Origin of the sequence: Ruegeria sp. (assembly GCF_965221235.1) — a bacterium.
Classification (GTDB): Bacteria; Pseudomonadota; Alphaproteobacteria; order Rhodobacterales; family Rhodobacteraceae; genus Ruegeria.
The window spans coordinates 1-21,862 of sequence record NZ_CBDCRS010000001.1 but is presented as its reverse complement, the minus strand read 5'-3'; the positions used below and the strand labels follow the sequence as shown (position 1 = coordinate 21,862).

Sequence of the window (21,862 nt, the reverse complement as noted above, 5' to 3'; positions counted from 1 at the left end):
CGGGTTTGACATAGCTTAAAGACAGGATGGACGGGCCGTGGTTTCTCGGCTGCGGAAAAGACACGGGGGAGTTTTCGTGCCTCATGAAGCCCAAAAGGCGATCGCGCGTCAGTCGCTTCTGCTGCGCAGCTTGCCTGATCAGCATGTCGAGACACTGCTGAGCCACGCGATCTGGCGACAGTATGATCGTGGCGAAACAATATTTTTGCAGGAAGAAACTGCAAAGGCCGTTCACGTCGTGCTGGCGGGATGGGTCAAGCTTTTTCGCATGACGCCAACAGGCGCCGAGGCGGTCGTGAGTGTGTTCAAACGCGGTGACAGCTTTGGCGAAGCCGTCGCCCTTCGCAACGTACCGTACCCCGTATCAGCCGAGGCCGTGTCGGCCTGTGATGTAATGCACATCCCCAGCCCGATCCTGATCTCGTTGATGAAAGAGGACCCCGAAATCGGAATCTCGATTCTGGCGTCGACGTTCACTCATCTGCATTCGTTGGTAGCGCAATTGGAGCAGCTTAAGGCGCAGACAGGCGCACAGCGGGTTGCAGAATTTCTGTTGAACCTTTGCGACGACGAAGGTGGTCGCTGTGATGTATCGCTGCCCTATGACAAAATGCTCATCGCTGGCCGTTTGGGGATGAAGCCCGAGAGCCTTAGCCGGGCGTTCTCCAGGCTCAAAGCGGTTGGCGTGAAGATTGATCGCAACCACGCTGAGATCTCGGATATCGACGCGTTGCGCAGATATGTGGAGGATGAGCCTGTAAACTTGCGTTGAAGCGCTGTTTCTGTTTTTCCTCTGGGATCACTTATTTCTGAAGGTGCATGCACTTAACGGGCATCGTCTCGGCTTTGTCGCAAAGTTCTGAACGCGCCGAGGCGTCTTGGCGTTCGCAACGAAATTAGGCAGCTAAATAGGCGAATTGTTTAAAAGAACAGAGTCCGGACGTGAGTTGTTTCTTGCGCGTCATGAGCTTCCTCAATCCAGTCCAGCGTTGCCGCCTGAAGCGAAGGCCTTAAACCCAAGCATCGGTCATATTCGCCTTTTGATGAAACGGTGGTCCTGTTCGATGATATTGTTCAGGTACTTCCGATTGACCATCTCTATCGGTATCGGGCAACCAAAGCCTTTGAGGTTTCTGTTGATTGCTTTGATACCCGCAATATTTGCGCCGCTTTCGCCGATGACAATCTTTCTTGGAAGGCCGTTGACCTATAGCATTTCAGCGAAGAGCTTTGTGGCCGCCGGTTTGTTGCGACATTCCGAAAGCATGAAATGAAGCGTTTTGCCTTGTTTTTCTATTCGACAGGGTTCGGCCTGTTGAACAAGGTGCAAGCGAAAACGAGACCGGCCTCGATCCTACAGTGCAGATTAAGCAGGACTGAATTTTTCGGCGGAGGGCTTGGATGCCGCACACGCTTTGTTCCAATGTCCACTTAGATACGCGCGGTCAGGCGGTTAAGCCGCCGTCGACGACGACGTTCTGGCCTGTCATGTAACTGCTTGCATCAGAGGCGAGGAACAATACGGCGCCCGCCATTTCAGAAGGTTCGGCGTGACGTTTCATCGGGATGTCTGCGACGACTTCGTCATAAAAACCTTCGGTCTCGAATAAGGCACCGGCGAATTTGGTGCGGGTCAGGCCCGGCAGTAAAGCGTTGCAGCGGATGCCAAATTGCGCGCATTCCTTGGCGAAAACCTTGGTCATGTTGACCACGGCGGCTTTGGTGATCGAGTAGATGCCCTGCATATCGCCGGGTGTCAGACCGTTGATGGAGGCTGTGTTGATGATGCTGCCACCCCCGTTTTCACGCATCAGTTTGCCTGCCTCGATGGACGTGAAGAAATAGCCGCGGATGTTCACATCTAAGGTTTTCTGGAACGCCCCCAGATCCGTATCCAACACATGGCCGAAATACGGGTTTGCAGCAGCGTTGTTCACCAGAATGTCCAGACGCCCGTATTTTTCGCGAATTTGGGACATCATCGCATGAATGTCGTCCATATTGCCGATGTTGCAGGGGATGACGCCCGCTTTGTATCCCGCTTGGGTAATCTGATCTGCAACGGCCTGACACCCATCGACCTTGCGGCTGGACACGATGACAGTCGCGCCATGCTCTGCCAGCAGGGTGGCAATGGCTTCTCCGATCCCCCGGCTTGCGCCCGTGACCAATGCGATTTTGCCGTCCAGATTGAACAGAGGATGTGCCATGACTTGAAGCTCCTTTGGGGGGGTCAGATTTTTATGCTCAGCTTTTCGCCAGCAGCAATCAGGTTTTCGGCATAGTGGTGTTTCAACTCGTCGGCGCTGACGTGAAACGCGTGGCCGCCGACATTCAACCCATAGGCGCGGGCCGGGTCCAATGAGAAGACCGGCACGGCAATGCCCATCACATCTTTGCGCCAACTTCCGAAGCCGGTCACATAGCCTTGGTGTTCGTATTCGCTTTGCGCGTCCAGATAGGCTTTGCGTCGCTCTTGCGCCCGAGAGGGGTCTTTCCTGTCGGCCTGTTCGAACGTCGCCTCGCGCACATCTTCTGGCAGGCCGATCAGGATCACGCGCCCCGTCGCCGAAAGGAATAAAGGCACTGAAGCACCGACGCCAAGGCTCAGCGCGGCAACCTCGCGGGACCGTTCCACCGCGATGTAGATCGCTTCATCGCGGTGCCTGTGCCCCAGCGACACCGATACAAATGGGTTGGGGCCTTCAAGGACGGTTTTCATCGGCGCGCGGGCGCGGTCGGCCATTTCTGACGAGGCAAGAACGTTCAGGCCCAGCTTCAGTACGCCCGGCCCCAGCCGATAGAGGCCCGTACGTTCATCCAGATTGAGATAATCCAGCTTTACCAGCGTATGCGTCATCCGGGAAACGGTGGGTTTCGGCAGGCCGGTGCGTTCGGCGAAATCCGTATTCGACAGCTCAGGATCGCCAGGGTCGAAGGCGCGCAACAGATCCAGCCCTCGTGCAAGGGCGGTGACGAAGTTGCGGTCTTTTTCATCGCCAGTGTCGTCAATAAAATCCATAGCGTTCCCCTGTCTTTGGCCCTGTGCCGCAGCTTGCCCTACGTCAACGCCACCCTGTTTGCTAGAGCATCCCAAAGCTGCGGTTCAGCTTCCTCATGCCGCCAATCCATTTCTCGTAGTTTTCGGCTTTCGCCTGCATATAGCCGCGCACCTGCTGGTGCGGTAAAATCAGGAACTGCTCATCGCGGATTGCATCGATGCAGACTTGGGCCACGTCTTCCGGCTCCATCACGCCGTCGATCGAGGCGACGTGCTCTTCGCTGCCCTTGATCATATCGGTGCGAACGGCCTGTGGGCACAGCACCGAGACGCGGATACCCTGATCGCCGTATGTGATCGCCAGCCACTCGGCCAGCCCCACGGCGGCATGTTTGGTAACGCCATAAGTGGCCGCCCCGATTTGATTGAGCAGGCCGGCGGCCGAGGCCGTGTTCAAAAGATACCCACCGCCGCGTTCAGTCATAAGGGGGATCAAATGCCGGGCTGCCCAGACATGCGACATCACGTTGATATTCCAGCTGCTCTGCCACGCTTCATCCGAAACTTCGGGGCCGCCGGATACAGCAATTCCGGCATTCGAACAGAACAGGTCAATCGGGCCGACCTCAGCCTCGACAGTGTCGATCAGCGTTTTGATCCCATCTTCTGATGAAACGTCAGCCAGAATTGCCCGCCCACCGATCAGGGCGGCAGTTTCTTCGGTCTTTTCAAGGTTGATGTCGGTGCAGACCACTTTGGCCGCCCCTTCCTGAGCGCACGCCTGCGCCAAAGCACGGCCGATACCGCCAGCGGCCCCTGTCACCACAACAATTTTGTCTTTCAGTTCCATATCAATTCCTCGGTCTGGCGGCAGAGAAACATGCGCCGCGGTCCTAACTCAATTCGCGCCACAGCACCTTGCCTGTCCCCGAACGGGGCAGGGCGGTCGTAAACTCGACCTCTTTGGGGCATTTGTAGGCGGACATTTTTTCATGGCACCAATCAATGAGGCCTTGCGCTGTCAGGTCGGCGCCATCGACCGGAACAACATGTGCTTTGACGTGCTGCCCGCGACGGTCATCCTCGACCCCAATAATGCAGACCTCTTTGATCTGGGGGTGACCGAACAACACGCTTTCAACCTCGGTTGGCCAGACCTTGAAGCCCGATACGTTGATCATCCGTTTCAGGCGGTCGACGATGAAGAAGTACCCCTCGGCGTCCCGATAGGCCAAGTCGCCGGTACGGAAGAAGGGCTTGCCGCCGAGGTCAAGGAACGCGGCCTGTGTGGCCTCTGCGTCGTTCCAATACCCTTTGAAGACCTGAGGTGCATTCACCACAATCTCGCCGACCTCGCCAATAGGGACAGGTTCTGAACTCTCAGGGGCAAGTATCCGTGCATCGACGCCGTGGATTGGAACGCCAAGACATTGCTCTTTTGGCGCGTCCAGCGGATTGACATGGGTGCCCGCGATGGTCTCGCTTAACCCATAGCCTTCGATATAAGGGCGACCGATCCGCTGTTTCAGCTTTTGCGCCACGGCCTTTGGCATCGCGGCACCGCCACCGCTGAGCGTGTGCAGGCAGGACAGATCGTGGTTCAGCGCGCGTTCGTCATTCAGCAGATCGATCAGCATGGTTGAAATCGAAATCCAGCAGCCGATCTTGTGATGTTCGATCAGATCGGCGGCAATTTCCGCGTTCCAGCGGCTGAGGATGACAATGGTATGGCCGTAGAACACCGGCACGTTCATCGAGTTCTGTAGCCCTGTCACGTGAAAGAACGGCATGGTGGCCAGGTGGGTGCAGTGCTCGGGCAGTTCCAACCAGCCGCCGTTTGACAGGATCGTCGCCATAGTCGTCCGGTGTGTGTGCATACACCCTTTTGGCTGACCAGTTGTGCCCGAGCTGAACGGAATCACCGCCAGGTCATCCGGAGACGTTTCTCGCGGCACCGGTATCAAGCCAGCGGCCAGAGCTTGTTGAAACTCATGGACGTCCGGGCAATCCCCCTGTGCCGGTTCAGGCAGAGGGTAGGGGCAGTTCGGATCGGCCATATCGCGGTAATCGGCAGCGATGATGTCCCGAATTTCTCCGCCCCTTTGCAGGGGCGTCAGATTTTCGATCAGCTCGGCCCCGGACAAGACAAGCTTTGCCCCGGTGGCCTCGGCCAGAAACTTCAGCTCCTCGGGTTTGTTCATCGGGTTGGCGGGAATGACCACACCGCCCGCCCGGAGAATAGCGTAGAAAGAGATCAGGAATTGCGGGCTGTTCTGCATATACAGCAGCGCGCGTTCCCCCTTTTTCAACCCGATCTTTTTTTGCAGATATCCGGTCAGTGCCTCGACCATGGCCCACAGCTGGCCGTACTGGATATGGGCATCGTTGAAGATGATGGCATCCCGATCCCCATAAAGCCGCGCGGACAGTTCCAGATTGGCGTCTATCGTCCGCTCAGGCTGCTCCAGCGCCGGTAGGGGCTGGAAATTCGCGGGAAGAGGGCGGGGATCGCTCATGTCTGCCTTATGTCCTGCAAATTCCGTTTTTGGGGCTGGTGGCCAACGATCTAAAGTTCGGCCGCCGACAGGCCGTCCAGCGCCAGCTTGGCCACCGGATCGACATGCGCGCCCAGCTTCATCGCATTCTTGTTCGACGCATTGCCCGCCAGCGCGCGCGCATAGACACCCTGCGCGATTGAGGCCAAGCGGAAAAACGACAGGCTGATCGCAAAGTCCCAGTTGCCGACACCGCTAAGGCCCCTGATGGCGCAATATTCGTCGATGATCTGTTGCTCTGACGGGATACCACGCGCGTCCAGATCAACACCGCGCAAACCACCAACAACCGCGCCATGGGGCAGGCGCATACTCATGCAGTAATAGGCAAAATCCGCGATCGGATGGCCCAGCGTCGACAACTCCCAATCCAGAACCGCGCGGACCTTGGGCTGGCCTCGGTAGAAGATCAGATTGTCCAGACGATAATCCCCGTGGATCAGACTGGTCTGCCCATCGTCTTCTGGCAGGTTCGAGCCCAGCCACTGGATCAGCTGCTCGACATGGTCATTGGTGTCTGTTTCGGCCGCGCGATACTGTTTCTCCCACAGCGAGAACTGGCGTTGGTAGTAGTTCCCCGGTTTGCCAAAGTCCTGCATCCCAACTTCGGCTACATCGACCGAGTGCAGGGCGGCCAAAGTTCGGGTCATGGCCGAATACATCTCGGACCGGACCGGTTTGGTGACTTCGGGCAGGGCAGGGTCCCAGAAAATGTCGCCATCCTCATAGCTCATGATGAAAAACATCGAGCCGATCACGTCGTCGTCTTCACACAGCAGCACCGGTTTGGCGACCGGGACGTCGGTTTGTGACAATGCGCTGATGACGCGAAACTCTCGGTCCACGGCATGGGCCGATTTCAGCAATTTGCCCGGTGGCTTGCGCCGCAGGACCAGTTTCCGCGCGCCCGCAGAGATCAGAAAAGTCGGGTTCGATTGGCCGCCCGAGAATTTCTCGGCGGTAATCTCGCCTGTCAGATCGGGCAGGTGTTGGCGCAAGTAGGCCGAGAGGCTGTCGAGGTTCAGGCGGTCAACTGCGGTCATGGATGCAACTCTTTGCTTTGCGGTTAGGGTTTGGGGCTGGCATCACTCAAAGACGATCATTCCCAGCCATTCAGCGACCAATGCGGGCGTGTCACCGCCTTCGATTTCCACGCTTAGGTCCATTGTCCTCAGGATGCTGGTGTCACCTTTTCGCGTCACGTTCTGAAGATGGAAGCGTCCACGTATGCGGGACCCGCTGGGGACCGGCGACAGGAACCGCAGCTTGTTGAAACCATAGTTGATCGCCATTGCCTCACCATCCATCGGCGCGATTACATCACGGGCGAACCGGCTGCACAGCGACAACGTCAGAAACCCGTGGGCAATTGTGCCGCCATAAGGCGTCTCTTTCGCGGCTTTCTCGGGATCGAGATGAATCCACTGGTGGTCATGGGTTACATCGGCAAAGGAGTCGATCACCTCCTGAGTGATTTCGATCCAGTCAGAGGTACCAATCTCTTGCCCGATTGTTCTCTCAAGCTGCTCTAGGGCTTCATCGGTGCGTGTCATAGGTGATATCCCACTTTCTTAACCCATCGTCACAACGATTTTCCCAAGCGCCTTGCGGCTTTCCAGAAGCACCAGCGCCTCGGCCGCTTTTTCCAACGGAAAGGACGCCGTGATACGGGGTTTCAACTTTCCGGCGCTGTAAAGTTCGAACAGGTCTTGCGTGTTCTGTGCGTGGCCTTTCGGATCGTGATACGTCCACGCCCCCCAGAAAACGCCGAGGATCTGAGCACTTTTGAGCAACGGCAGGTTCAGAGGCATCTTTGGAATGCCGGAAGGAAAGCCCACGACCAAAAAACGTCCGTTCCACGAGAGGCTACGAAAGGCCGGTTCCGAGTAGTTTCCGCCGACAGCGTCATAAACCACATCAACGCCGTCCGGCCCGGCAAGCTCTTTGATTTGTTTCGAGAACGCCTTTTGATCCTCACGGTCCATGTTTCGCTTGTAAATCAGGGTCAGGTCAGCCCCGATTTCGGTACAGAACTGCGCCTTTTCTTCAGATGAGACCGCAGCAATAACCCGGGCACCCATACTTTTGGCCAGCTCAATGGCGGCAACGCCCACGCCGCCAGCTGCGCCGAGGATCAGAATGGTTTCCCCCTCTGACAGACAGGCGCGGTCCTTCAGCGCGTGGTAGGATGTGCCATAGGTCAGGATAAAACACGCGGCCTCATCAAAGGGCATATCTGCGGGTATCTTGATCAGTTGATCCGGGCGCAAGCAGGCATGCGTGGCAAAGCCGCCATTGTCGGACATGCCGATCACGCGATCACCGATGGCGAAGCCGGAAACGCTCTTTCCAACCGCAACGATCTCACCCGCCATTTCGCTACCCGGCGCGAAAGGCCGGGGCGGCTTGGCCTGATAAAGGTCTCGGATAATCAGGGCGTCTGGATAATTTACGCCCGTGGCGTGGATACGCAAAAGAACCTGATTATCTTTAGGGTGTGGATCATCCATTTCGACCAGTCGCAAGGTCTCAGGGCCACCCGGTTCGGTGCTGATCTGTGCTTTCATGCGCTGCCTCCCGTCGCGCTTGAGTGCAATCAAACTGTCCCAACAGAATTGGCGCAAAATTTTTTCTTGTCAATCGCTGTGCGAAATGTAGTTTCGATAAGTGGAATTGCTGCGCAGTGGAGGTCGCATGCCCGAAGACACCAACATTCAGGAGTTTCGACAGCAGATCAGAAGCTGGCTGGATGAAAACTGCCCCGCCGACATGCGGGACGGTAATCATGGCGATGACAAAACCTGCTGGGGCGGTAAACGCTGGCAATTCCAATCCGACAGTCAGCGCGTCTGGCTGGAACGTTGCGCTGCCAAAGGCCTGACCGTTCCGACATGGCCCAAAGCCTATGGCGGGGCCGGTTTGGACCGGGCGCGGGAAAAAGTGTTCCGCGAGGAGATGAACCGCATCAACGCCCGTCTACCGTTGCAGAGTTTCGGCATCTGGATGCTCGGCCCGGCTGTCCTGCATTTTGGGACGGAAGACCAAAAGCAATCTTTGCTGCCGCCGATTGCGCGGGGTGAGATTCGCTGGTGTCAGGGCTATTCCGAACCGGGTGCCGGATCTGATCTGGCCAATGTGCAAACCAAGGCCGAAGACCATGGCGATCATTGGCTGGTGAACGGGCAAAAGATCTGGACGTCTTATGCGGATCAGGCGGACTGGATATTTGCGCTGGTGCGAACGGATGGCGACGTGCCCAAGCACAAAGGGATTTCATTTGTTCTGATCGATATGGAGCAGGCAGGCGTTACGACGCGCCCGATCCGGTTGATCTCGGGCCAGTCACCGTTTTGCGAAACGTTCTTTGACAATGCTGTTGTACCGAAGGCTCAGATCATCGGTGAAGAAAACCGGGGCTGGGACGTTGCGAAATACCTGCTGACTCATGAGCGTGAGAACATCTCCGAGCTTTTTGCCGGTGGCGAAGGATCTTTGGGTCAGATGCTAAAAGAAGAACTTGGCGAGATCACCGATCCCGTTTTGCGCGCCGATGTGATGCGGGCCGAGATCGACTCGATGGCTATCAAACTGACGCTGGAGCGGTATCGCGATCAGGCCGAGGCGGGTCAGGGGGCCGGGGATGCCTCGGCCATGCTGAAATATGTCGGCACCGAGTTCAACAAGCGCCAGCAGGAAATCCTGATGCGGGCGGGCGGCAGTGCGGCGCTGGAATGGGACAGTGACCTGGGCAATCGCGCTGCGGATTGGCTGCGATCCAAAGGCAATTCCATCGAAGGGGGAACCTCAGAGGTCATGTTGGGCATCATCTCTCGCCGTATTCTTGGGTTGCCGGGGTAAACCATGCAAAAACTGGTCAAAACCGAAGACGAAACCATGCTGGCCGAAGCTGCACGCGGGTTTCTGGACGCCAAGGCTCCGGTGCAGCACCTGCGCGCGATGCGCGACGCGGGGCGGACTCATGACCCTGAGCTCTGGGCAGAAATGGCCGATATGGGTTGGGCTGGTATTCTGGTTCCCGAAGCGCAAGGCGGGGTCGATATGGGCCACGCCGCGGCCGGAGTGCTGGCCTGCGAGATGGGTAAGACGCTTGCGGCCAGCCCATTCCTGAGTACAGCCGTGATTGCCGCAACGGCCCTGCGGCAGGCGGCGGATGATCGAGCCAATGACGCTTTGGAACGGATTGCACAAGGCGCGCTGACATACGGCATCGCCGTGCAGGAAGGTCGGAAATTCGACCCCGAAACAGTCAAAATGCCTGCCACAGGCGATGGCAACGGCTTTCGATTGAACGGCGGCAAGACCTTTGTCGTGGATGGTGCCTTGTCGGACCGGTTGCTGGTTCTGGCGCAAGCCGGCCAAGGCCTAACGGTGTTCGACATCCCGGCGGATCGTGATGGCATCACCCGTACTGCGCAAGCGATGGTGGATTCACGGGACGCAGCGCGGGTCGAGTTCGACGACGTGGTGCTCTCGGGCGACGAAGTCGTCGGCGCTGCGGGGCAGGGGCTGGACATTTTGATCCCGGCCTTGCGCGCCGGGCAGGCGGCTTTGGCGGCTGAACAATTGGGGCTGGCGACAGGCGCGGTCGACATGACCGTCGGATATCTGAGAGAGCGAAAGCAGTTCGGTATGCTGATCGGCAGCTTTCAGGCCCTGCAACACCGCGCCGCCAAGCTGTGGTGTGAGATTGAAGTCACCAGCTCGGCGGTTCTGAATGCCGGACGGATGTTGGATGCAAACCCCGATGCCGCCGAAGTTGCCGTATCGCTGGCTAAGGCGCGGGCGACGGATACGGCGGTTCTGGCCGTGCAGGAAGGCGTCCAGATGCACGGTGGCATCGGCATGACCGACGAATACGACATGGGCCTGTATATGAAACGGGCCGGGGTCTCAGCCGAGTGGCTGGGCGACTATGGATACCACGCTCAGGTGATCGCGCGGGCCAAAGGGTTCTGAGTGCGCCGCGCATAAGGGAGGCAGAAAGTGACAGAAACCATTCGTTTTGACGGGCAGGTGGCCATCGTAACAGGGGCGGGCGTTGGCCTGGGCCGCAGCCATGCGCTGCAACTGGCAGCACGGGGCGCAAAGGTTGTGGTCAACGATCCCGGTGTTGCAACGGACGGTGCGGCCGGTCAGGTCACTGTCGCCAACAGCGTCGTGGAAGAAATCATCGGCAATGGCGGCGAAGCGATTGCGCATCGGGCGGATGTGTCTTCGATCGAGGATGTTGCTGACATGGTCGGTCAGGCCACGGAGAAATGGGGCCGGATCGACATTGTCATTAACAATGCGGGCATCCTGCGCGACAAGACCTTTGCCAAAATGTCGATGGATGACTTTCGCAAGGTCGTCGATGTACACCTGATCGGCTCGGCCAATGTCACCCATGCCTGCTGGCCAATCATGCGCGGCCAGAAATATGGCCGGGTTCTGCTGACCTCTTCTTCGTCGGGCCTCTATGGCAATTTTGGGCAGTCCAACTACGGCGCGGCCAAGGCCGCCATGGTCGGTCTGATGAACGTTCTGGCGCAAGAGGGCGCGCGGGATGATATCCGAGTTAACACGCTTGCCCCCACTGCCGCGACGCGGATGACCGAAGAACTGCTGCCGGATGAGGCGCTGGCTTTGCTGGCTCCTGAATCGATTTCCCCGGGAGTTCTGTATCTGGTCAGTAAAGACGCGCCCACGCAGTTCATCTTGGGGGCCGGTGCCGGATGCTATGCGCAAACCCGGATTTACGAGACACCCGGCATCGTTCTGCTCGACGACGAGAATACGCCGGAAGCCGTTGCCGCAGCGTTTGCCGACATCCAATCCCCAGACAACCAGCAACCCATGCCCAACGCCTTCAGCCAGACATCGAAATTCGCCGAAAACGCAGCAAAAGCTCGGGGCCTGACTCTGAGCTGGGGCAAGGAGTAACCACCATGCGCGACGCCGTTATCGTATCCACAGCAAGAACCCCCATTGGCCGCGCCTACCGAGGTGCGTTTAACGCAACCAGGCCACAACAGCTGGCCGCCCATGCCATCGAACACGCCGTCGCGCGAGCCGGGCTTGAAGGCGCTGAGATTGAGGACTGCATCGTCGGCAGCGCGCTGCAACAGGGGTATCAGGGCGGCAATATTGCCCGTCAGGCGGCGTTAAGGGCCGGGCTTCCGGTCACGGTCGCAGGCATGTCGCTAGACCGCCAATGCGCCTCGGGGATGATGGCGATTGCGGCGGCGGCCAAGCAGGTTCTTCACGACGGGATGGATGTGGTCGTGGGCGGCGGCGTGGAAAGCATATCACTGGTGCAAACACCCGAGATGCGGATGTCTGCCGATCCTTGGCTAAAAGCGCAAAAGCCGGAAACCTACATGTCTATGCTGGAAACCGCCGAGACGGTGGCCGCGCGCTATGGCGTCAGCCGCGAGGATCAGGACCGTTATGCGGTGCAATCTCAGGCGCGTACCGCCGCGGCACAAGAGGCGGGCAAGCTGGACGACGAGATTGTGCCTCTTTCCACCGTCATGAAGGTACAGAACAAGGAAACCGGTGAGATTTCGGATCAGGAGGTCACCCTGTCCAAGGACGAAGGCAACCGGCCTTCGACGACGTTTGTCTCCCTGTCGGGTCTGAACCCGGTGTTCAAGGATGGGATTCATATCGCGCAGGGCAATTTCGTCACGGCAGGCAATGCCAGCCAGTTGTCCGATGGAAGCTCGGCCTCGGTGGTGATGGAGGCGAAAGTCGCTGAAAAGCGCGGCTTGCAACCGCTTGGCCGCTATGTCGGCGTTGTCGCCGCCGGGTGCGAACCGGATGAGATGGGTATCGGACCGGTCTTTGCAGTCCCGAAACTGTTGGAAATCCATGGGTTGAAGATGGACGATATCGGGTTGTGGGAACTGAACGAGGCCTTCGCCTGCCAGGTTCTCTATTGCCGCGACAAGCTGGGCATTCCGGACGAGTTGCTGAACGTGAACGGCGGCGCGATCTCGATCGGGCATCCCTATGGCATGTCCGGCGCGCGGATGGTCGGTCATGCGCTGATCGAAGGCAAACGCCGGGGCGCGAAATACATCGTCTCGACGATGTGTGTCGGCGGAGGCATGGGGGCCGCAGGGCTGTTTGAGGTTTTGTAGGAACACGGCCCCGGCGGAAGCATTGGGGCGAATGGATACGCGCATAGATTAGGTGAGGAGACCATGGAACAATCTGTTGAGACTTGGGCATTGAACAATCTGGAAATGTCCGACAAGGCGCGTCCACTTTACGACCGGGTGGTGGCGCATATCCGCGACAACGTGGACCCCATCACCGAGGAATTCTATCGTTTGGGTGAGGGTCGGGCAGACCGTTGGTCTTACGCGCCGGGGCAGTTGGAACTGTTGGAAGAGGCTAAAAACAAGGCCAAAGAGGCCGGGCTTTGGAACTTCTTCCTGCCGAATGCGGAAACCGGCGAGGGGCTGTCAAATCTGGATTATGCCTATATCGCGGCTGAGCTTGGCAAAAGTCCGCTGGCCCCGGAAACGCTGAACTGTTCGGCCCCCGACACCGGCAATATGGAGGTGCTGGAACGGGTCGGCACGCCCGAGCAGAAAGAGCAGTGGCTGAAACCCCTGCTGGCGGGCGAAATCCGTTCCGCCTTTGCCATGACCGAACCCAATGTGGCCTCATCGGATGCGCGCAACATCTCGACCCGGGCGGTTCTGGAGAATGGCGAGTGGGTGATCAACGGCGAGAAATACTATATCTCCGGCGCCGGTGATCCGCGCTGCAAGATCATGATCGTCATGGTCAAGACCTCCCCGGATGCGGAAACGTACCGCCAACAAAGCCAGATTCTGGTCCCGATAGACACACCCGGGGTCGAGATCGTGGGGCCGATGACCGTGTTCGGCCATGATGAGGCCCCGCATGGCCACATGCATATCCGCTTTACAGATGTCCGCGTGCCGGAATCCAACATGCTGCTGGGTGAAGGCCGTGGTTTTGAGATCAGCCAGTTGCGCCTTGGGCCGGGGCGCATTCACCATTGCATGCGCTCGATTGGCGCGGCTGAGCGGGCGATTGACCTTATGATCTCACGCGGGCTTAGCCGAACGGCATTCAACAAGCAGATCATTGATCTGGGCAAGAACATGGAAACGCTCAGCCGGTCCCGGATCGAGGTTGAGGCGATGCGCCTGATGGTTCTGAAAGCGGCCAAGGCGATGGACGTTCTGGGCAACAAAGAGGCGCGGATCTGGGTCAGCATGATCAAGGCGATGGTACCCGAGAAGGCTGCCAAGATCATTGATGATGCAATGCAGGTACACGGCGCGACCGGTGTGTCGCAATGGTCGCCTTTGTCGGGGATGTATGCAACGCAACGGGTTCTGCGTTTTGCAGATGGCCCGGATGAGGTCCATCACCATACCGTCGCCCGCGCGGAGGTGCAAAGCTTCAAGGCGTCCAACGCGCGTCAGGATGCGTCGCAGCGGAACGGTGCGGGCGGTATCTTCTCTGGCCCATAACGGACGCGGCTTTAGGTAAATAAGGCTCCCGGGGAATCATTCCGGGAGCCTTTTTTGGTTCGTGAGTGGGGTGGTAAAAAATGTCGCGAAATACGCGATTCAGGATGAAACAGCAGGACCGGGAAAATGGCAGGCGGTTGCGTGTAGACCGATTGCTTTCAGATCAGGCGGTGTGTTCCGGCAAACCTCTGCGGCGCGCGGGCAGCGTTCGGCAAAGGCACAGCCTTTGGGCGGGTTGATCGGGCTTGGCGGGTCGCCGGACACTTTCAGCGGGCGCACATATCCCTTGGATTTGCGCCGCGCCAGTGATGGAGCCGCCGAGAGCAGCGCCTGCGTATACGGATGCTGCGGGTCTTCGAACAAGGCCTGTGTCGGCCCGCTTTCGACGATCTTGCCCAGATACATTACCGCAACCTCGTCACAGACGTGACGAACCACACCCAGATCGTGGGAAATGAACAGGTAAGAGAGTCCCAGCTTTTCCTTTAGGTCGGCCAGCAGGTTTAATATTTGCGCCTGTATTGCAACGTCGAGGGCCGAAACAGGCTCGTCACAAACCAGCAGCTTGGGATTGGTCGTTAAGGCCCGCGCGATGGAAATACGCTGCCGCTGACCGCCCGAGAACTGGTGCGGGAACAGGTTCAACTGGTCCGGCCGCAAGCCGACCAGCGCAAACAACTCCTTGACCCGATCCAGACGTTCTTCTGGCGTGCCGATTTCCATCAGGTCCATCGGTTCGCGCACGATATCCACAACACGGGCACGCGGGTTGAGCGACGAATACGGGTCCTGAAAGATTAGCTGAACATCGCGGCGTTTCTGACGCATTTGCTCGTCGCTCAGGCTCAACAGGTCTTCGCCTTCGAACAACACCTGACCGCCTGCGGCCTTGGTCAATCGGATTGCCGCCATGGCCGTTGTCGTCTTGCCCGACCCGCTTTCACCGACAATTCCCAGCGCCTTACCGGCCTCTAACTGGAATGAGACCTGACGGACAGCATCCAGCATCGGACGATTTGCAAAGATCGACGGCTTGGGCAGCGCAAAGCGAACGGTCAGGTCGCGGACATCCATCAACAGGCTCATATCCGGTTCTCCTCGACCCCGTGACAGGCCACCGGATGCCGCCCGTGATCGGCCAGCAACGGTTTTTCCTGCGTGCAGCGGTCCTGGCGATAGGCGCAGCGGTCGGCAAACGCGCAGCCATTGCCGAGCATGTGCAGCGGTGGAACGACACCCGGTATTTCGGCCAGCCGATGATCGTCGCGACCGAGCGCGGGGATGCAGTCGATCAGACCGCGCGCATAAGGGTGCTGAGGGTAGTCGAGCACATCATCCGCTGTTGCTTCTTCGATTACGCGACCCGCATACATCACGGCCACACGGTCAGCCATTTCGCTGATCGCGCCCATGTCGTGGGTAATCAGGATGATTGCCGCGCCAAAGTCGCGTTGGATCTCGTTCAAAAGATCGAAAATCTGTGCCTGCACAGTCACGTCCAGTGCTGTGGTCGGTTCGTCGGCGATAAGCACTTTGGGGCGACAGGACACGGCCATTGCGATCATAACCCGTTGCCGCATGCCGCCAGACAGTTGGTGGGGATAGTCCCGCGCACGGGCGTCGGGGCTGGGAATGCCAACCCGGTCCAGCAGAGCCACGGCGTCCTTGAACGCCTGCGCCTTGTCGACCTTCTGGTGCAGCATGATGGCTTCGGTGATCTGATCGCCCACGGTAAAAACCGGGTTCAGCGAGGTCATCGGTTCCTGAAAGATCATCGCCACATCGCCGCCGCGTAAGGATCGCATCCGCGCAGGGCTGGCGCCAATCAGTTCCTCTCCGTTCAGGCGGATCGAACCGCTCGCGATCCGGCCGGGCGGCTGCGGAATTAGCCCCATCACCGACAGCGCGGTGATCGACTTGCCGCAACCGGACTCACCAACCACGCCTAGCGTTTCCCCTTCGTTCAGGTGGAACGACACCGAGTCCAGCGCGGTGACCTCGCCATAGCGCGTGTTGAAGTTGACGCGAAGGTCGTTGATTTCCAGCAGCGCGCTCATCTTTCCCTCAGCTTCGGATTGAAGGCGTCGTTCAGGCCGTCGCCGATTAGGGACACGGCGAAGACGGTGAAAAAAATTGCAAGGCCGGGGAAGGTGACGGGCCACCAGGCGTCCAGAATGTATTCGCGGTTGGCGCCGATCATAAGGCCCCAACTCATGACATTGGGATCGCCCAATCCAAGAAAGGACAGGCCGGCCTCGAACAGGATGGCGACGCCGATGGTCAGCGTGGCCGATACGATCAAGGGCGGGGCCGCGTTGGGCAGGATCACTTTCCAGATGATGCGTTTGTTGCGTGCGCCGATGGCACGGGCGGCGGTGACGTATTCCAGTTCTTTGATCTTCAGGAACTCAGCCCGGGTCAGGCGCGCGGTTTGTGGCCAGCTGACCACTCCGATCGCCATGGCAATTGTCAGTAGCGAGGGTGAGAACAGGGTGACCAGCACCATTGCAAACAGCAGGGCAGGCAGGACCTGAAAGAATTCCGTTATCCGCATAAGCAGGTTATCGACCCAGCCACCGTAATACCCAGCCAGCGCGCCGAAGGTGACGCCGATGACCATGGTGATTGCCGCCGCCGCCAGCCCGACGGCCAAGGTCGGGCCGCCACCGGTCAGCAATCCGGCCACGATGTTGCGGCCCAGATAGTCGGTCCCCAGCGGAAACTCGGGAGTGACACCGGGCGGTTCGTGCGGGGCCCAGACAATCTCGAACGCGTCGCCGGTGTAGAACAGCGCGCCATAGAGCGTTGCGCCGACAATGAGGGTCAGCAGCGCCACGCCGACCAGTGCCGGGATGTTGCGGCGGAACATGCGCCAGGCTTCGCGGGCGGGGCTTTCGGCCTGAAACTCTGTTGTGGTCTGGTCGGACATCAGCGCCCCCTCAGCCTTGGATCAGCCAGCCGATAGCTGAGATCGGTCAGGATGTTGGCAATCACCACCATGAAGCTGGCAAAGAACAGGACGCCCATGATGGTTGGATAATCGCGCCGCAGGATACTGTCGAAAGCCAGCCGCCCCATGCCGGGCCAGTTGAACACGGTTTCAACCAGCAGCGCGCCCGAGATCAGATTGCCGAATTGCAGTCCCGCCACCGTCAGGATCGGCAGCGCGGCATTGCGCAGCGCGTGTTTGAACAGCACCGAACGCTCGGACGATCCCTTTGCCCGCGCGGTTCTGATGTAATCCGAGCCCAGCACCTCGAGCATCGAGGCACGCGACAGGCGCGCGTATTGGGCAAGGTAGATGATGGCCAGCGTAAAGGCGGGCAGGACGAGATGATGTGCGACGTCCAAAGCGCGGACAAAGATATTCGCATCGCGCAGCTGGATGTATTGCATCCCTTCCGCCGGAAAGATCGGGATGATCGAGGCGAACAGGATGATCAGCATGATCCCGGTCCAGAACACCGGGACTGCGTAGCCGATGGTTGAAAAGATCGAGACAAAACCGCTCATGAACCCGTTGGGCTTGCGCGCGGCGACCACGCCCATGACCACGCCTAGGATAATCGACAGGAACTGCGCGGTCAGCACCAGCAGAATGGTCGGGCCAATGCGATGGGCGATCAGGGTCGAGACCGGCTGATTGAAGAAAAAGCTTTCCCCCAGATCAAGGCGCGCGACTCCGGCGATGTAAATGCCCAGCTGTGTCAGCAGTGGCTTGTTCAATCCGTATTCTTCGCGGATGCTTTCCAGCATCTCTTCGGTCGCGCCCCCCATTTCGCCCGCGATGACAATTGCAGGGTCGCCGGGCGCAAGGCGGATCAGCAGGAAGTTCAGGATGACCACGCCCAGCATCAGCAGCAGGCCATAGAACAGTCGTCGGAGGATGTAAGTCGCGTCCATGCTACCTCAGAGTGGGCGAACAGAGCCTAATGGCTCTGCTCATGTGTGCTTCGTCAGGCGATCACTCGGACCATTCAACCATGTCCATCGGATGCATTGCGCCCCAGATGCCGGTTGGTACATTCACCAGCTTCTTATCGTAGGCGGTGTGGAAAGGCAGCGCGTTGATCCAGTAAATCGGCAGGTCTTCCCCTACGATCTGCTGGAACTCATCGTATAGAGCCTTGCGCTGGTCCGGGTCGCCTTCCACGGCGGCCGCATTCAGAACTTCATCGACCCGCTCGTTGCAGTATTGCTGCGTGTTAGACCAGATGACGCCCTTGTTGATGTTCGAGCACAGGTAAGTTCTGTGGACGCCAATCACCGGATCGCCCCAGTTGAATACGACGTCCATGGTCAGCTCAAAATCATGACCGCCAACGCGTCCGGCCCATGTCGGGAAATCGGGTGCAGCGCGGACGGTGACGTCGATGCCGATCTTCTTCAGCTGCGACTTCAGATACTCTGCCACGTTTTTCTGCTGTTCCGGCGGGCCGGGGATGTAATCCACGGTCAGCTCCATCCCGTCGCCAAACCCGGCTTCGGCCATCAACGCGTTGGCCTTGTCCAGATCGACATCATAGGTCGCGATTGCTTCGTTGAAGAAAGGCGAGCTTTCGATGATCGGGCCGCGCTGCGGGGTCGACACGCCGCGATGGAGAGCCTTGGTGATAAAGTCCCGGTCAATGGCATAGGCAATCGCCTGACGCACCCGCGGGTCTTTCAGCTTGTCCGACGCCGTGTTGAATGCCAGCCAGTTCAGCGGGCCAACAGCTGCATATCCTTCGGTGGTGAGCTCCAGGTTTTCGGCATCACCCAAGCGTTTGATCTCGGTGCTCGTACCCATGAACGGATAGATATTTGCGTCCCCATTCTCCATCGAGATCACCAGAGCGGACGGGTCCGAAATGATGCGGATGATAATCTCATCCAGTTTCGGTCGTCCTTCGATGAAGAAGTTCGGGTTCTTCTTCAAGACAACGGATTCACCGGGTGTGAAAGCCTCAAGCATGAAGGGGCCGGATCCAACCGGGGCGGCGTTGGCGGGATGGGATTTCGGGTCCTGACCGTCGCCAAAGACATGTTTGGGCATGATCGGCGCCAAGGCCGGAGACAGCGCCAGCAGCAACGCGGGATGCGGCCTGCTGAGGTTGATGACGGCGGTGTGCTCATCCGGCGTGTCGATGGACTCAACGGGTTCAAACATCGACTTGAACGGGTGGTTTTCCTTGATCGTCATGATCGAAAACGCCACATCTTCTGATGTGACAGGTTCGCCATCATGGAAGGTCGCGTTCTGAACTAGGTTCAGTGTCACGCTCATGCCGTCATCCGCGACTGACCAGCTTTCGGCGAGGTATGGCTGCGGCTCCCAATTCTCATCATAGCGCAGCGGAGAGGCGAAAATCTGGGTCGATGGAACGGCGGTCGCAACTCCCGACTGCACAGCCCCATTCAGATGCCGCGGAGATTGCGATGCTGCGACAACAAGCGAACCGCCTTCTGCAAATGCCGGGACTGCCGTCAGAGAAAGGGCAGCGACGCTTGCCGCGCCCAACAGTCGTGTTGTCCAGTTCATTATTCAATCCTCCCACATGGCTCTGTGACCTTTGTGTAACGAGGCTAGCGAAGCCTTTAGTCCCAGAAAACAGCGTTTTCTGTTCTTCTTAACTGCATTTTTTAGGGTGGTTACATGGTACACGACTCATGGCCAAACGCGCTCCATTTTGGGGCTTGAAAGCGACCGCTTTGGGCAGGTTCGTCGCCAGGCCTGAAGAGCCTTTTCCGGGTTATATAAGATCCAACGTCGGAGCGCGTCGAACCCGACCCTGAACCATGACGTTGCCCGCCGCTTGTGGGCTTTTTTCGGGATCCCCTGTCGGCCCATCGCCTGACTTGCGCATCGGTATGCCCAGGTCATGGCCAGCGCAACGATCGTAAGGAGTGTCGCAAGCTTGTGCGGGTCGGTGATGTGAGTGTCTTCGATATTGAAGCCACGAGTTTTGGCATCTGCGAAGAGGCATTCAATGCCCCACCTTTTGCGATAGAGTTTGAGTGGGTTTTTTGGGGCGTCGATGTTTGTTGCGACCCAAATCAACTCGCCACCTTTGATCCGTTTCCCCTGAAAGCGAAATAGGTTCTTGGGCGTGTGCGCCATGCCGCCCAGCCAGCCTTTCCATTGGCCCTTGCGGCGTTTGCGCAGCAGCGAACGCAACTGGAACCGGCGTCCGTCTTCGGTGTGGATGTGCATGTTTTCGCGTAAGCGGACGACGAATGGAACGTTGTTTTCAGCGAGAAAATCCAACCACTTATCCCCAATGAACTCCCGGTCTGCCAGCAGAGCCTCAATGGAAGATGCCCCGAACACTCGAAGATATCGTCGGATCAACTTCTTGCGTTGCCGCGTTGAGCTATTACCGCTGTTACCCAGAAGCGACCACATCAGAGGCACCTTGAAGCGGCGTGTCACGATCGCCAGAACCAGAAAGTTGATATCGGTCTTGCCCAACTTCCAGTTGGTCCGGTCCAGCGCAAGGAGCTTTGGACCCTTCAGATCAAGCAGGCAGATAATCAACCGCGCAACCACATCTCCATCCAATCGAACATGCTGGAAGAAGCGCTGAAGGCGGCGATAACTCGATGCATGAAGAGCGCTGCCGGGGAACTGACTCGCCAGATGACCAAGGTTCACAGTTCGACCGTTTGCCAGACCAATCAGCATTATGGCCAGGGTCTCCAATCGCGTCTTGCTCAGATCAAAATGTGGGCTTAGCGTTGTCATCAGAGGGGTGAGGAGAAATCCGAACATCCTGAAGATCCTTGTAGTGAAGAATCTTCAATTCGAATCCTTTTCGCCCCTCGTTTCAAGAAGCGTCGTGTACCGTGGGGTGGTTATTCGTCAGATACCAGCAACAGATGATTGAACGCATCTTCAGCCACAAGTTCGCTGGCAATCTTGCGAACGGCCTGGACAACGGCCGCCCCTTCAAGCGCCCCGATATACGAGACCCCGAAAGACGGAGCTTCATAAGCATCGGTAATCGGTACCGCGCAATACCCATTTCGCCCGTCCCTGTCGTGGGGGCCGCAAATGTTCAGGATCGAATAGCCGAACTCATTGGCCACCAACCCCCTGAGGACCGAGCTGGATTTGGTCGAATGCGCCACGTTCGGCTGAAGCCCGAGCTTCTCAAAAAGCGAAAAGAAATAGGTCCGCGTGGTTGCCAGCTCCAGCATGACCATCGGCAGCTCTGCCAGATCGCGCAGGCTGACCTCGGGCCGCTGCGCCAACGGAGAGTTGACGGGCAAAAGCGCCCAAGGGTGTGCCTGAAAGAGCAGGTCAAAGGATGTGTTGCTTTCCGGATCACCACCATAGGTCAGCGCAAGGTCGACGCTGCCCGACATCAGCAATTCATTCATCTTGTCGATATCCCCTTCGACAAGATCAATCCGAATTCCGGGGTATTCTTCCGACAAGCGCGACAAAAGAAGTGGCAGAACATATGGGGCTGAAGGTTGGTAACAGCCAAGACGCAGAATGCCCGCCGGATCACCGGCGATGGACAACAGATCAGCTTCGAACACTCGGGCCTGTTCAAGGAAGCGGGCAACACGTTTGCCGACCTGCTTGCCGGTATCGGTGGCGACGATCCCCTTGGCCGGTACCCGTCGGAACAGATCGGCATCAACAGACTGTTCTATCAAGTCTATGGCTGCCGTGACCGAGGACTGGGAAATATTCATTTCATTTGCGGCCTTGGCGATCGAACCAAAGCGCAGCGCCGCGTCAAAATAGCGAAGCTGTTTCAGCGTGAATTTCATACAATGTCCTAATTTTTCACTTA

General features: G+C 58.2%; 20 protein-coding genes and 1 pseudogene. 6 read left to right on the top strand and 15 right to left on the bottom strand.

Annotation, left to right across the window (positions count from 1 at the left end; translation table 11 throughout):
- Positions 1–76 precede the first annotated feature (76 nt).
- Positions 77–772 carry a Crp/Fnr family transcriptional regulator gene (locus tag ACOQOY_RS00105; RefSeq protein WP_420583461.1) on the top strand — a complete coding sequence of 232 codons (696 nt, stop codon included), beginning with the start codon at positions 77–79 and terminating at the stop codon, positions 770–772.
- A 124-nt stretch (positions 773–896) separates the two neighbouring features.
- Here the strand turns inward: ACOQOY_RS00105 and ACOQOY_RS00100 are convergent.
- The 8 genes and pseudogenes from ACOQOY_RS00100 to ACOQOY_RS00065 form a co-directional block, all read right to left on the bottom strand.
- A pseudogene (locus tag ACOQOY_RS00100) lies at positions 897–1,297 on the bottom strand (DDE-type integrase/transposase/recombinase); the annotation flags it as partial.
- Positions 1,298–1,445: 148 nt separating this feature from the next.
- Positions 1,446–2,210 carry an SDR family oxidoreductase gene (locus ACOQOY_RS00095; RefSeq protein ID WP_420583460.1) on the bottom strand — a complete coding sequence of 255 codons (765 nt, stop codon included), beginning with the start codon at positions 2,208–2,210 and terminating at the stop codon, positions 1,446–1,448.
- A 23-nt stretch (positions 2,211–2,233) separates the two neighbouring features.
- Complete coding sequence (locus tag ACOQOY_RS00090) at positions 2,234–3,022, bottom strand: IclR family transcriptional regulator (RefSeq protein WP_420583459.1); 789 nt, start codon at positions 3,020–3,022, stop codon at positions 2,234–2,236.
- 61 nt (positions 3,023–3,083) lie between these two features.
- Complete coding sequence (locus ACOQOY_RS00085) at positions 3,084–3,851, bottom strand: SDR family oxidoreductase (protein ID WP_420583458.1); 768 nt, start codon at positions 3,849–3,851, stop codon at positions 3,084–3,086.
- Between the two features lie 43 nt (positions 3,852–3,894).
- Positions 3,895–5,517, bottom strand: a complete 1,623-nt coding sequence (locus tag ACOQOY_RS00080; protein ID WP_420583457.1) for a long-chain-fatty-acid--CoA ligase — start codon at positions 5,515–5,517, stop codon at positions 3,895–3,897.
- A gap of 50 nt (positions 5,518–5,567) precedes the next feature.
- Positions 5,568–6,599, bottom strand: coding sequence for a phosphotransferase family protein (locus ACOQOY_RS00075; RefSeq protein WP_420583456.1), 1,032 nt, complete (start codon positions 6,597–6,599; stop codon positions 5,568–5,570).
- A 42-nt stretch (positions 6,600–6,641) separates the two neighbouring features.
- The gene (locus tag ACOQOY_RS00070; RefSeq protein ID WP_420583455.1) at positions 6,642–7,109 is read right to left on the bottom strand and encodes a MaoC family dehydratase; all 468 of its coding nucleotides are present in this window, start codon (positions 7,107–7,109) and stop codon (positions 6,642–6,644) included.
- Positions 7,110–7,127: 18 nt separating this feature from the next.
- Positions 7,128–8,123, bottom strand: a complete 996-nt coding sequence (locus tag ACOQOY_RS00065; protein WP_420583454.1) for an NADPH:quinone oxidoreductase family protein — start codon at positions 8,121–8,123, stop codon at positions 7,128–7,130.
- A 127-nt stretch (positions 8,124–8,250) separates the two neighbouring features.
- Here ACOQOY_RS00065 and ACOQOY_RS00060 point away from each other — a divergent pair, with 127 nt between their 5' ends.
- The 5 genes from ACOQOY_RS00060 (at position 8,251) to ACOQOY_RS00040 (ending at position 14,075) form a co-directional block, all read left to right on the top strand.
- Positions 8,251–9,414 (top strand): acyl-CoA dehydrogenase family protein, encoded by a 1,164-nt coding sequence (locus ACOQOY_RS00060; protein ID WP_420583453.1) that lies wholly within the window; start codon positions 8,251–8,253, stop codon positions 9,412–9,414.
- Between the two features lie 3 nt (positions 9,415–9,417).
- Complete coding sequence (locus ACOQOY_RS00055) at positions 9,418–10,533, top strand: acyl-CoA dehydrogenase family protein (protein WP_420583452.1); 1,116 nt, start codon at positions 9,418–9,420, stop codon at positions 10,531–10,533.
- A gap of 27 nt (positions 10,534–10,560) precedes the next feature.
- Positions 10,561–11,499, top strand: a complete 939-nt coding sequence (locus ACOQOY_RS00050) for an SDR family NAD(P)-dependent oxidoreductase (RefSeq protein ID WP_420583451.1) — start codon at positions 10,561–10,563, stop codon at positions 11,497–11,499.
- Between the two features lie 5 nt (positions 11,500–11,504).
- Complete coding sequence (locus ACOQOY_RS00045) at positions 11,505–12,701, top strand: acetyl-CoA C-acyltransferase (RefSeq protein ID WP_420583450.1); 1,197 nt, start codon at positions 11,505–11,507, stop codon at positions 12,699–12,701.
- Positions 12,702–12,764: 63 nt separating this feature from the next.
- Positions 12,765–14,075, top strand: coding sequence for an acyl-CoA dehydrogenase family protein (locus ACOQOY_RS00040; RefSeq protein ID WP_420583449.1), 1,311 nt, complete (start codon positions 12,765–12,767; stop codon positions 14,073–14,075).
- 99 nt (positions 14,076–14,174) lie between these two features.
- On the opposite strand, the gene ACOQOY_RS00035 is transcribed toward ACOQOY_RS00040, so the two are convergent.
- From ACOQOY_RS00035 to ACOQOY_RS00005, 7 genes are all read right to left on the bottom strand, one after another.
- Complete coding sequence (locus ACOQOY_RS00035) at positions 14,175–15,161, bottom strand: ABC transporter ATP-binding protein (protein WP_420583448.1); 987 nt, start codon at positions 15,159–15,161, stop codon at positions 14,175–14,177.
- Complete coding sequence (locus tag ACOQOY_RS00030) at positions 15,158–16,132, bottom strand: ABC transporter ATP-binding protein (RefSeq protein WP_420583447.1); 975 nt, start codon at positions 16,130–16,132, stop codon at positions 15,158–15,160. The genes ACOQOY_RS00035 and ACOQOY_RS00030 overlap by 4 nt, the downstream gene beginning before the upstream one ends.
- On the bottom strand, positions 16,129–17,004 hold the full coding sequence (locus ACOQOY_RS00025) for an ABC transporter permease (protein ID WP_420583446.1): 876 nt from the start codon (positions 17,002–17,004) through the stop codon (positions 16,129–16,131). The genes ACOQOY_RS00030 and ACOQOY_RS00025 overlap by 4 nt, the downstream gene beginning before the upstream one ends.
- The gene (locus ACOQOY_RS00020) at positions 17,004–17,978 is read right to left on the bottom strand and encodes an ABC transporter permease (RefSeq protein WP_420583445.1); all 975 of its coding nucleotides are present in this window, start codon (positions 17,976–17,978) and stop codon (positions 17,004–17,006) included. Before ACOQOY_RS00020 ends, ACOQOY_RS00025 begins: the two co-directional genes overlap by 1 nt.
- 61 nt (positions 17,979–18,039) lie before the next feature.
- Positions 18,040–19,596 (bottom strand): ABC transporter substrate-binding protein, encoded by a 1,557-nt coding sequence (locus ACOQOY_RS00015; protein ID WP_420583444.1) that lies wholly within the window; start codon positions 19,594–19,596, stop codon positions 18,040–18,042.
- A 126-nt stretch (positions 19,597–19,722) separates the two neighbouring features.
- Entirely contained in the window at positions 19,723–20,826 is a 1,104-nt protein-coding gene (locus ACOQOY_RS00010) for an IS4 family transposase (protein ID WP_420583443.1), read from the bottom strand.
- An 83-nt stretch (positions 20,827–20,909) separates the two neighbouring features.
- Entirely contained in the window at positions 20,910–21,839 is a 930-nt protein-coding gene (locus ACOQOY_RS00005; RefSeq protein ID WP_420583442.1) for a LysR family transcriptional regulator, read from the bottom strand.
- Positions 21,840–21,862 lie beyond the last annotated feature (23 nt).

Coding starts and splice junctions, on each gene's coding strand:
- ACOQOY_RS00095 (WP_420583460.1), bottom strand. CDS start 2,210: ATGGCACATCCTCTGTTCAATCTGGACGGCAAAATCGCATTGGTCACG.
- ACOQOY_RS00090 (WP_420583459.1), bottom strand. CDS start 3,022: ATGGATTTTATTGACGACACTGGCGATGAAAAAGACCGCAACTTCGTC.
- ACOQOY_RS00085 (WP_420583458.1), bottom strand. CDS start 3,851: ATGGAACTGAAAGACAAAATTGTTGTGGTGACAGGGGCCGCTGGCGGT.
- ACOQOY_RS00080 (WP_420583457.1), bottom strand. CDS start 5,517: ATGAGCGATCCCCGCCCTCTTCCCGCGAATTTCCAGCCCCTACCGGCG.
- ACOQOY_RS00075 (WP_420583456.1), bottom strand. CDS start 6,599: ATGACCGCAGTTGACCGCCTGAACCTCGACAGCCTCTCGGCCTACTTG.
- ACOQOY_RS00070 (WP_420583455.1), bottom strand. CDS start 7,109: ATGACACGCACCGATGAAGCCCTAGAGCAGCTTGAGAGAACAATCGGG.
- ACOQOY_RS00065 (WP_420583454.1), bottom strand. CDS start 8,123: ATGAAAGCACAGATCAGCACCGAACCGGGTGGCCCTGAGACCTTGCGA.
- ACOQOY_RS00060 (WP_420583453.1), top strand. CDS start 8,251: ATGCCCGAAGACACCAACATTCAGGAGTTTCGACAGCAGATCAGAAGC.
- ACOQOY_RS00055 (WP_420583452.1), top strand. CDS start 9,418: ATGCAAAAACTGGTCAAAACCGAAGACGAAACCATGCTGGCCGAAGCT.
- ACOQOY_RS00045 (WP_420583450.1), top strand. CDS start 11,505: ATGCGCGACGCCGTTATCGTATCCACAGCAAGAACCCCCATTGGCCGC.
- ACOQOY_RS00040 (WP_420583449.1), top strand. CDS start 12,765: ATGGAACAATCTGTTGAGACTTGGGCATTGAACAATCTGGAAATGTCC.
- ACOQOY_RS00035 (WP_420583448.1), bottom strand. CDS start 15,161: ATGAGCCTGTTGATGGATGTCCGCGACCTGACCGTTCGCTTTGCGCTG.
- ACOQOY_RS00030 (WP_420583447.1), bottom strand. CDS start 16,132: ATGAGCGCGCTGCTGGAAATCAACGACCTTCGCGTCAACTTCAACACG.
- ACOQOY_RS00025 (WP_420583446.1), bottom strand. CDS start 17,004: ATGTCCGACCAGACCACAACAGAGTTTCAGGCCGAAAGCCCCGCCCGC.
- ACOQOY_RS00020 (WP_420583445.1), bottom strand. CDS start 17,978: ATGGACGCGACTTACATCCTCCGACGACTGTTCTATGGCCTGCTGCTG.
- ACOQOY_RS00015 (WP_420583444.1), bottom strand. CDS start 19,596: ATGAACTGGACAACACGACTGTTGGGCGCGGCAAGCGTCGCTGCCCTT.
- ACOQOY_RS00010 (WP_420583443.1), bottom strand. CDS start 20,826: ATGTTCGGATTTCTCCTCACCCCTCTGATGACAACGCTAAGCCCACAT.
- ACOQOY_RS00005 (WP_420583442.1), bottom strand. CDS start 21,839: ATGAAATTCACGCTGAAACAGCTTCGCTATTTTGACGCGGCGCTGCGC.